General features: G+C 69.9%; 11 protein-coding genes. 6 read left to right on the top strand and 5 right to left on the bottom strand.

The features are described 5' to 3' along the window. The 6 genes from NA10_RS29910 to NA10_RS29885 form a co-directional block, all read left to right on the top strand. Positions 1-817, top strand: an 817-nt coding sequence (locus NA10_RS29910) for an AAA family ATPase (RefSeq protein WP_067573922.1), incomplete at its 5' end; no start/stop codon positions are given. 83 nt (positions 818-900) lie between these two features. Continuing rightward, a complete protein-coding gene (locus NA10_RS29905; RefSeq protein ID WP_067573908.1) occupies positions 901-2,592 on the top strand; it encodes a vWA domain-containing protein in 1,692 nt (563 codons plus the stop codon). A gap of 107 nt (positions 2,593-2,699) precedes the next feature. Beyond that, on the top strand, positions 2,700-2,996 hold the full coding sequence (locus tag NA10_RS29900; protein WP_157556837.1) for a hypothetical protein: 297 nt from the start codon (positions 2,700-2,702) through the stop codon (positions 2,994-2,996). A gap of 34 nt (positions 2,997-3,030) precedes the next feature. Continuing rightward, a complete protein-coding gene (locus NA10_RS37225; protein WP_157556836.1) occupies positions 3,031-3,288 on the top strand; it encodes a hypothetical protein in 258 nt (85 codons plus the stop codon). 66 nt (positions 3,289-3,354) lie between these two features. Continuing rightward, positions 3,355-3,741: a restriction system modified-DNA reader domain-containing protein gene (locus NA10_RS29890; protein WP_067573905.1), complete on the top strand. Its 387-nt coding sequence runs from the start codon at positions 3,355-3,357 to the stop codon at positions 3,739-3,741. A gap of 51 nt (positions 3,742-3,792) precedes the next feature. Next, positions 3,793-4,302 carry a hypothetical protein gene (locus NA10_RS29885; protein WP_157556835.1) on the top strand — a complete coding sequence of 170 codons (510 nt, stop codon included), beginning with the start codon at positions 3,793-3,795 and terminating at the stop codon, positions 4,300-4,302. Between the two features lie 144 nt (positions 4,303-4,446). On the opposite strand, the gene NA10_RS29880 is transcribed toward NA10_RS29885, so the two are convergent. The 5 genes from NA10_RS29880 to NA10_RS29860 form a co-directional block, all read right to left on the bottom strand. Beyond that, positions 4,447-5,877 carry a cutinase family protein gene (locus NA10_RS29880; RefSeq protein ID WP_084515452.1) on the bottom strand — a complete coding sequence of 477 codons (1,431 nt, stop codon included), beginning with the start codon at positions 5,875-5,877 and terminating at the stop codon, positions 4,447-4,449. 203 nt (positions 5,878-6,080) lie between these two features. Continuing rightward, on the bottom strand, positions 6,081-6,875 hold the full coding sequence (locus NA10_RS29875) for a hypothetical protein (protein ID WP_067573902.1): 795 nt from the start codon (positions 6,873-6,875) through the stop codon (positions 6,081-6,083). A gap of 292 nt (positions 6,876-7,167) precedes the next feature. Beyond that, complete coding sequence (locus tag NA10_RS29870; protein ID WP_067573900.1) at positions 7,168-7,386, bottom strand: hypothetical protein; 219 nt, start codon at positions 7,384-7,386, stop codon at positions 7,168-7,170. A 41-nt stretch (positions 7,387-7,427) separates the two neighbouring features. Continuing rightward, positions 7,428-8,426 (bottom strand): C40 family peptidase, encoded by a 999-nt coding sequence (locus NA10_RS29865; RefSeq protein WP_067573899.1) that lies wholly within the window; start codon positions 8,424-8,426, stop codon positions 7,428-7,430. After that, complete coding sequence (locus NA10_RS29860; RefSeq protein WP_067573897.1) at positions 8,426-9,415, bottom strand: replication-relaxation family protein; 990 nt, start codon at positions 9,413-9,415, stop codon at positions 8,426-8,428. The genes NA10_RS29865 and NA10_RS29860 overlap by 1 nt, the downstream gene beginning before the upstream one ends. Between the last annotated feature and the right edge of the window lie 26 nt (positions 9,416-9,441).

Below are 9,441 nucleotides of genomic sequence, written 5' to 3'. Positions count from 1 at the left end.
GGCGACCGCCGCCCCGGCGGGGCCGGTGGTGCGCCCGAACGGGCAGACCTACCACCCGCGCACCCTGGCCGGGTTGCCCGATGTGGAAGTGCTGGCTCGCATGCGTACCAACGGGGTGCCGGTGTTGTTGTACGGCCCGCCCGGGACGGGCAAGACGTCGCTGATCGAGGCCGCCTACCCCGATCTTTTGACCGTGCAAGGTGATTCGGACACCACGGTCGCCGATTTCGTGGGGGAGTACACCCAAACCCCTGATGGTCGTTACGAATTCGTGCACGGCCCGCTGATCCGTGCCATGCGTGCGGGGTCGGTGCTGTTCATCGATGACGCCACCCTGATTCCGCCGTCGGTGCTGGCGGTGGTGTATCCCGCGATGGACGGACGCCGGGAAGTCGTGATCAAAGCGCACAAAGGCGAAATCGTGAAAGCCGAGCCCGGATTCTTCGTGGTCGCCGGGCACAACCCCGGCGTGCACGGCGCGATCTTGTCTGATGCGTTGTCGTCGCGGTTCGCCTTTCAGGTGGAAGTGTCATCGGACTATGACCTCGCCACCGGTCTCGGGGTCGAACCGCGCGCGGTGCGCACCGCCCGCACCCTGGCCGTGCGCGTAGCTAAGGGCGAAATCGGGTGGGCTCCGCAACTGCGAGAGTTGTTGGCATTCGCCAAGATCGCCGCCGCGACCGATCTCGCGACCGCTGCGGCGAACCTGATCGGCACCGCCCCCGAAGAGGACCGCGCCATCGTCGCGGACGTGGTGAAAACCGAATTCGGCACCGCATACAAGCCCCTGGCGCTGGGTGCCCGCATCACCGTCTGACCGCCCGCCGGTGCCCCGGCCCGGCCGGGGGCACCGGAACCATCCGAACCCTGTTCCGCACGCCCCGAAGGGAATTCGCTGCCATGACTACCGCGCACGTGATCACCGCCCCCACCGCCCCGGCCCCGCGCCCGCCCGCCCGTTCGGGGTGGGAGGCCCTGTCGGGCGCGATGACCGCCGAAACCCCCGCGATCGCCGACCGCGACGACCTGACCGTCGTGATCGCGCCCGGCGCGGCCGGGGGCAACCTCGCCATGTTCGTGCCCTCGCTGGCGACGATCGCGATCGAGGGCGCGCACCTGGGTATCGCCCCCGCCACCGCCCGCCCGTGGCGCTACGCCGACCGCCGCCGCTACGCCCCGACCTGGGGCGCGCTGGTGCACGAATGCGCGCACGCCGCACACACCCGATGGGACCGCACCACCCCCGCCGACCCCGAGATCATGGCGGCGGCAACGCTGTTGGAGGAGTCCCGCATCGAAGCCGCCCAATTGCGCCGCCGCCCCGGGGACCGGCATTGGTTGCGCGCGAGCACCCGCGAACTCGTCTTCGCCGACACCGGCGGTGAAGACACCGCCGCCGCGCTGGCCCCCACCCGTCACGCCGCCGCTCACACCGCCGCGCTCATGCTCGCGCGCGTGGACGCCGGGGTCCTGGATGCCACCGAAACCGCGCCCGCCGCTGCGGCGATCGAGGCGATTCTCGGGCGCGATGTGCTGCGGCAGTTGCGGAGCTTGTGGCGCATTGCGCACCGGCTTTCGGACACCAACACCTACGGCATGCTCGAACTCGGGCGGCGCTGGTTCGCGCTGATCGGTCCCGACCCGCACGCCGCCCCCTACCCGGGCTCGCCGCTGGGTACCGCGATCACCGGAACCCTCTCCGATATCGCCAAGAGTGTTGCCGCATATCGGTTCCCGGTCGACCCCGCGCAGGGGGCCGAGCGCGCCGCGCGTGAGGAGGCCCGCGCCGTTGACCGCGCTGAGACCACCGCAAAAGACATCTTCGCCAAACGGCCTGGTACCGGCCCCCGCACCGGGCGGACAGTGCGCGCGCCGCGTGAGGGCGAACGCAGCGCCGCGCGTGTGCTGGCGCGCGCGTTCACCACCGCGAGCCAGCGCGAACGCGCGGTCACCACAACCACCTCGGCGCTGCCGCCGGGCCGGTTGCGGATGCGCGGGGCCATGGCCCGCGATGCCCAGCGCGCGGCCGGGGCCATCCCTACCGCCGAACCGTTCACCCGCACCACCCGCAAACCCGTCCCGGTCCCGCCGCTGCGGGTCGGCATCGCATGCGATGTCTCGGGCTCGATGGACGAGTACACCGCCGAGGTGGCCTCGGCCGCGTGGATCATCGCGACCGCCGCGCACCTGGCGACCATGCCCGCCGACACCGCCGCGCTGACCTTCGGGCGTGCGGTGCTGCCGATCACCTTCCCTGGCACCGCGCCCAAACAGGTCACCGACTTCGGGGCCACCGCACTCTATGAGGCCATCGATGTCGCCATCGACGCCCTCGACGGCGCGTTGGGGTTGTCCCGGCCGGAGAACACGAGGCTGCTGGTGATCATCTCCGACGGCTACTTCCGCGATGAACCGCGCGCCGCCGCGCAAACCAAACTCGACCGATTGCGCGCGAGCGGGTGCGCGGTGTTGTGGCTGGCCCCCGAGGGGTCCACCCCGATGCGCGGGGCGACCGTGCACCCCCTGACCGATCCCGCAGACACCGCCGCCGCGATCGCGCGCACCGCTATCGCCGCCGTCCGCACCGCCTGACACCCCGGCCCCGCCCCCATCCGGGGGCGGGGCCATCCATCCATCGAAACCCTTGGGAGACAACAGCAATGATGCCCTATCCCGCTAGCTCCGATGCTGTACCGGCCGTGCCTGGGGTGGCGTCGCTGCCCGTGCTCTACCTGGCCAAGAACTTCACCACCGGCGACACGTTCGTCATCTACGCCCCGAACCCCAACACCCTGGGCACGGTGTACACCGTGGCGCACCTGAGTGGTACCCCCGCCGGAACCCAAGCCCCGATCCTGTGTCGGGTCACCCATCCCGATCTTGCCCTCTACGCCGCCGGGGCCGTGCGCATCATGCGCAAACGCCACCCCGACACCGACGTCACCGTGTGCATCAACACCGCTCCCTGGCCCCTGGCCGCCGCCCTGCCCCGCTAGATCGCCCGCTCACCACACCCCGAAGGAGCCTGTCATGCCCGAGCTACCCGCCCACTGGAAGCGCCTGGACAGCGACCCGCCGTTGGACCTGCCCCTCGAAGTCACCTGCGACACCTGCGGGCGCACCGGGAGCTTCTGGGTCAGCCGCGCCCGATTCACCGCCTGGTCACAGCGGCGCATGCCTATGCAGGAGGCTTTCGCGCACCTGTCGGGACCTGACCGCGAGTTCATCAAAAGCCGCACCTGCCCGAGCTGCTGGACCGACACCTTCGGCCCGAACCCGTACGCCTGACCCCGGCTCGGCACGGCCGTTCATCTGTTCCGTTTCGTTCGATCATTCCCGTAAGGAGAAGTAACCATGCATCACTACGTGACCGCGCGCCTCGACGAGTCCTATACCCATCTGCTGACCGGGCAACGGGTCGTGCGCGAGCGCCACGTCGCGTTCGAGGTCGTCGAGCCGCCGGACTGTAACCACCACAACGGCGAAACCATCTGCACCGAGTGCGCGCCGGGCTGGCAACTGGACTACGACTTCGCGGACCCGTTCGCGTTCGCGCGGGTGGACCGGGTCACCGTCGCTGATCTGCTGGCCGCCGGGATGCTCACCGTAGGAGCGACTCTCGTCATGGACGAGGACACCGCCACCACGGCGGTCGTCACCGACACCGGCGGGCTCATGCTCAGCGACGGACGAGTCTTCGACAACCCCTCCGCCGCCGCCAACGCGGCCCTGACCTCATAACCGCGCGCGAGGCCGCCCCCCATTTTCGGCGAATGAGAAAGGTGTGCGTTGATGAGGCGCTATGGAATCGGAGAGCTTGTCGTTGTCGACGAGTTGAAGGTCGGGGACATGTTCGGCGAAGACCGCATCGAGGCGATCACCGAATTCACCGACACACACGGCTATGTCGAGGCGGTGTCGGTCAGCCTCGCCGGTGGCGCGGTGTTCACCGCCGATACGTTCGAGCAGATCATCGTGCCGTACCGGCACACGGTCGAGGTGACCGTCGCCTCACGGCGCGGGTTGCGGTTCGAGTTCACCTGCCACCACCCGGCCGGGGAATGCCGCCGCACCTGCGCGCGGTGTACCTTCTCGCTCGCGCGGTGCCGGTGCGCTGAGCCCCAGCCTCGCGCCGGGGCGTGCCGGTTGATCACCCGCTGCAACGGCAAGGACGTGGCGGCGTTGCTGGTGGCCTACGACGGCGACTCCGCGCCGGTGCGATCCGGGCCGGTGATGCTATACCCCACCCCGGACGGGGCGGGCTGCTTATGGCGCTACCCCCCACAGAACACCGACCACTGACACCCACCGATAGAGCCCGTTCGACAAAGAGCGTTGTGGGGGAACAAGACCCGAGTCTTGTTCCCCCACAACGCTCTTTGTTCACCGCGCCCCCGCCGGGGCGCACCGCACTGTTACAGGCGGCGGCCCTGCCGGGGTTGACTGCTACCGGGCGCGGGCGTGGTCGATCTGGGTGCCGATCCAGTCCAGCACGGCGGGCAGGGTGGAGTCGTAGCCGCTCTGGTGGACCCCGGAGAGGTAGAACGCGGCAGCGTCATTGCCTTGGCGCGCCAGATCCGAGAGCGCGCCGCCGGTGCCGGGGTTATCGGTCAACGCTCCCGCCAGCGACGACCCCGAGCCGCTCGTGCCGGTGAGCGCCTGGACGGCGGTAGCGGCGAGATCGGCCGCGACGGGCACCATGCCCACGAGGTCGATGCCCGCGCCGAGCACATCGCCCGCAGCGAGCTTGTCAGTGGCTCGCCACGCGATCTCCTGGGCTGTGCCGATATCGGCGGCGACCCGGTGCAGGTCGGTGTGTGCCAAGATGCGCACAATCTGTGCCGCGATCGCCGTGACGCCCGAGGTATCCATCGGGGAGGCCAGCTCCAGCGCGCGAGCGACCAGACCTAGGTCGGCTTCATCGGCCAAGTTCACCAGCGGGCTGAAGCTGGTGTTGATCTCACCCGAAAGCCGATGTGCCTCGGCGATATTGCCCGTCACGACCGCGCCCGGCAGCGCGGCGAGGTCACCGAGCAAGCTCGGCACACCGGAGGCGAACTCGGCGAGCCCGGACGCGACGAGCACGACCTGGCGAGTCAGGGTCGACGCATCCAGGCCATCCTCGCCGGTCGTGCTCGCCGCGGGCGAGGAATCGGTGCCCTCGCCGGTGAACGCCTTCCCCAACGCGGTCCAGGCCGGTGAGTTCTGCGGCGAGGTCGCGCAATACAAGTCACCCGCCGCGCACACGGTGCGCACCCGCTCGGCGAGCGATCCGAACCCGCCAGCGCGCGGGCCGGTCACGCCTTGCCCGCCGGTGTCACCGCCCAACTGGACGGTGGCGGGGTCGCGGTGAGGGTCGGCAATCAACGCCACGGCCGCCACCTGCGAGGCCGCGATACTGTCCGAGCCGGTGCCAATCGCGGAGGCGACATCACCGGCGACATCGGCGCCTTGGGAGTAACCCGCAAGCACCACCTGCGTGCCCGAGCACAGTCCGGACAGCATCCCCGATAGATTCTGCACGCCCGCGGATTGCGAGCTGGCATACGGCGCGGGCGCGGCGGGGTAGGGCAGATACCGCACGTCGATGTCGCCGCCGTAGCGGGCGGTGAGGCCGTTGCCCAGCGTGGCCAGGAGCCCGACCGGTTGGGCGGGGTTGGCGGTGGTGGTGGTTTCGCCGGTGCCGGGCACCAGGATCGCGGTCACCTGCGCGCACCCGCCCGGGGTGGCGGCGGCGGTACCCGACCCGATCACGGTGGCCGTGGCAGCGGCCACGATCGCCGTAGCGGCGACGGCGGCGGTCACCCGGGACAGGGTGCCGGTGGGGTGGGGGGAATCGGTGGCGGGGATAGGGGAGGGGTGGTGGGAGCGGTTCATGGGTGGGCCTTTCGGAGGCGCTGGACGGGTGCGCGGCAGGTGATCGCCGTGCACCCGGTACTGGCAGCCTCGAGCCCGAAAATCCCGCCCGATTCCGAAAATCGTTGCCCCGCTTGGTCGAGACCGTCAGCGGTTGGGGCGGGGTGTGGACGCGACAAGGGCCGGTACGCGGGGATCGCGTACCGGCCGAGGCGCTGTCGAGGTCAGGCGGGTGTTCCCGGTTCCGCTTCCTGGGCTTGCTGGGTGGCCTGGTCGGGGTGCAGGCGGAACTTGTTGGGCCGCTCGCAGGTGTATTCGGCCACGAACTTGCCGACCAGCACGAAGCAGGCGTTGTACACCGCGCCGGAAGACTTGCCGCCCAACGCTTTCGCGATCTGACCCGGGGTGAACTCCTCGCCCGGGTGCTCGCGCAGGAAGTCCTCGACCATGCCGCGCAGCACCCCGGCCTGGGACTCGCGCGGTTGGCGCTTGGGCGGCTGCCCGCAGGTCGGGCACACCCCCTCCGCCGGGGCCGTCGTCTCCGGCGTCGAATCACCCTCGCCCGCTGCGGCTTCGGTGTCGCCTGCGGGTGCGGTGTCCTGGGTGGCTTCCGAGGTCGGGGAGGCGGGCGCGGGGCTGGCGGTGGCGGGCTGCAGGTCAGCGGCCTGCGTGTGGCCGGGCGCATCGGGTGCGGGATCGTCGGTGGGCGCGGGGTCGGCCAGGGCCGGTTCGGCGGTGGCGGGCTGGGGGTCGGGTTCGGTTGTGGTGGAGCTGGTGTGGGTGGCGGGGCGCTGCTCGGCGATGCGCCAGCGGAATCCGTTGCGGTCGTCACCGTTGTTGGCGCGCACGATCAGACCCTCTGCGGCCCATTGGTTGAGGATTTTGCGGGTGGCGGGTTTGGGCACCGATGCCGCCTCGCCCAGTTCGTTGGCGCTGGCACCGGGCGCGGCGGCCAACGCCTGCCACAGCGCGTCCTGCTGGTCGGTGCGGGTATCGGCGGGGGTGGTGGGTGTGGACATGACAGGTCCCCTTCGTGAATGTCGAAGCCGTGCAATGGATGTGGTCATGTCCCGGCCGGGACGGTCGCCCGCTGGTTGCGCTACCGATGTGTGCGGGGTTCCCCCTACATGGACGCTCCGTACCCGCCACGATGTCAAGCGGAATCGCCAAACAAGAAGGATGTCTTGTGCAATTGCCCGAATTCGCGGGCCACTGCCCGCGACACCCGGCAGGGAAATCGACATCACTGTCGAATTCTGCTCGTGGACAAGCATTTACGTACCCGTGGTGTGCGTGGCGGGGCCGCCTGGGTTAGCGGTCCTGTTCCCAGGGCAGGGGGTCGCAGAACAGGTGATCGAGTTGCCATTGCCAGGCGCAGTCCGGGCACATCGTGCCCTCGTGGGTACAACGCTCGACGGTAGCCAACGGGATCTCGACCTCGTCGATGCAGGGTTCGAACATTTTGGCTCCGGGCGGCAGGTAGCTGCAGTCCGCGAGCGCGTACACGGTCTTGGGGGGCTTTTTCGCCATCGGCCCAGCCTTTCGCGCACGAGATCAGGGGAATTGCGTTGTCACTGAGCCGAATTCGCGGCAGCGGCAGGCGCGCTCAGGGGCGAGGTCGCGCCGTAATAGTCGTCGCCGGGGTAATGCAGATCCTGGACCTGGACCGGGATGCCGAAGGTCGGCGCGTTGACGATCTTCCCGGCTCCGAGGTAGAGCCCGACGTGATGAATATTGGTGTCGGTGCCGTAGAACACGAGATCACCTGGACGCAAAGCGCTTTCGGGTATCGCCGGTCCGGCATGATATTGGTCGGCGGCGGTGCGAGGCAGGGCGATCGCGGCGCGCGCGTAGGCGGCCTTGGTCAGCCCGGAACAGTCCCAGCCGCCGCTGGCCTCGGGGCCGTCGCCGCCCCACACATAGGGTTGCCCGAGCTGCGCGCACGCGAACGCGAGCACCACCGAGGCGGGATCGCTGCCGGTGATCGTGCCGCAATCTCCTGTGCCGCTGGGGGTTTGGCTGCGGTAGCGAGCGGCTTGGTCCAGGACTTGGTTGACGTACCAGTCGGCGTGGTTGTAGGCGAAGATCGCCGCGTGCATATCGCCGGGCGCACCCGAGTCGCACAGGTAGTAGGCGGCGGCGTAGATCGCATCGGAGGGGTTGTACCGCGAGGGCGGCGTGGCACCACCGGGCGGGAGCGGGTGACGCGCGGATACCGAGTCGAAAGTCGGTGCCAGGAACTGCATCGGCCCACCGGCACCGGCGAAGTTCTCCCCCGAGCTGACCCCGGCCATGTCGACCCGGCCGTGGTCGGTCTCGACTTTGCCGATACCCGCGAGCACCGACCAGTCCAGCCCAGGGCACACCGGCGCGGCCCGCTGGTAGAGCACCAGCATGTTCGCCGGGATATCGGAGACCGCTTCCGGGCTCGGTGCCGCACCCGATCCGGGCGCGAGCACGCCCGGCGAGGGCTTGTGATCGAACACAACGACAGTGGACACAACAGCGGCGATCACGACCGAGGTGAAGATCAGGCTCCCGACGCCCGCGGCGAGCGCACGCCCGAACATCACCGACCTCCCGTCTCGGGCGGACGCGGCGGTGGCGGAGCCAGGATGGCGTGGCGGCTCGTCGGCGGGGTCGGCACGCTCGCGGGTACCGGCGTGCGGCGTGGCCAGGTGGAAGCCAACTGCGCGAGGGTGATTCGTTGCGCGCCGGTGATTTCCAGTGGCAGCCAGAGGCGTTCGGCCGGGCTTGCTCCAGCGGTGCCGGAGGCGAGTTCGGCGGCAGCGGTGGCGACGGGCACCAGGTCGGGGTCGGCGAGCCCGCTCCAGCTCTGGCGCAGCTCTTTCCGTAGAGCGGTCTCGCGGGCGAGGGTGGGTGTCCAGAACAGCACCGGGGTGATGACCGCGCTGGTGCGGGCCAACTCGGCGTAGCCGGTGAGCTTGGCCGCGACCGTGGATAAGGTCATGCTGCCCAAGTCGAACTCGAGGAAGAAATCCAGAGTTGTTGCCGCCGAGGCGAATCGGCCATACCCGTCAGGGCGGGCCAGATCACCCCACAGGGCACCGCAGCGGTACTGCGACCACCACGCCAGCAGCCTCTCCGCAGGATCGGGGCCGGTGGCCAGGGCGGTGAACCAGTCGTTGATGCCGAGAGTGTGGGCCAGGTGCAGGCTGTGGGCGATACCCAGGGCGCGGTCGGCCCGGTAGCCGAGGTCGCGGACCTCGATCGCGGCTTCGGCGGCCAGCACGGCGGCTCCGGCGGGTGCCAGGACCCAGTGCGCGGGTGCGGACCCGTGCACTTTCAGGGGCCGGAAGTAGTCGAGTACCCCTCGGTGCCGTAGACAGTTGAGGCGTCGGCGTGCGGCCGAGCCGGTACCGAACCCGAGCGCGGTGAGCTGGTGGGTGGTCAGGACGCGGTGCTCGTGGCACATGCGCAGGATCCAACGATCGCGCTCGGTCAAGCACACCGCCAGCCGGGCGTGCTGGCGCGCCAGCGCGGGGGAGGTGGGGGCGAGGCCGCGCAACTGATGTTGGCGGGTGGGGCGAGCAATCATCACAGCCTCCTACGGGCGATTGGAAG

The organism is Nocardia acidivorans NBRC 108247 (assembly GCF_001625085.1).
GTDB lineage: Bacteria > Actinomycetota > Actinomycetes > Mycobacteriales > Mycobacteriaceae > Nocardia > Nocardia acidivorans.
This window is presented reverse-complemented; position numbering and strand designations above follow the sequence as displayed.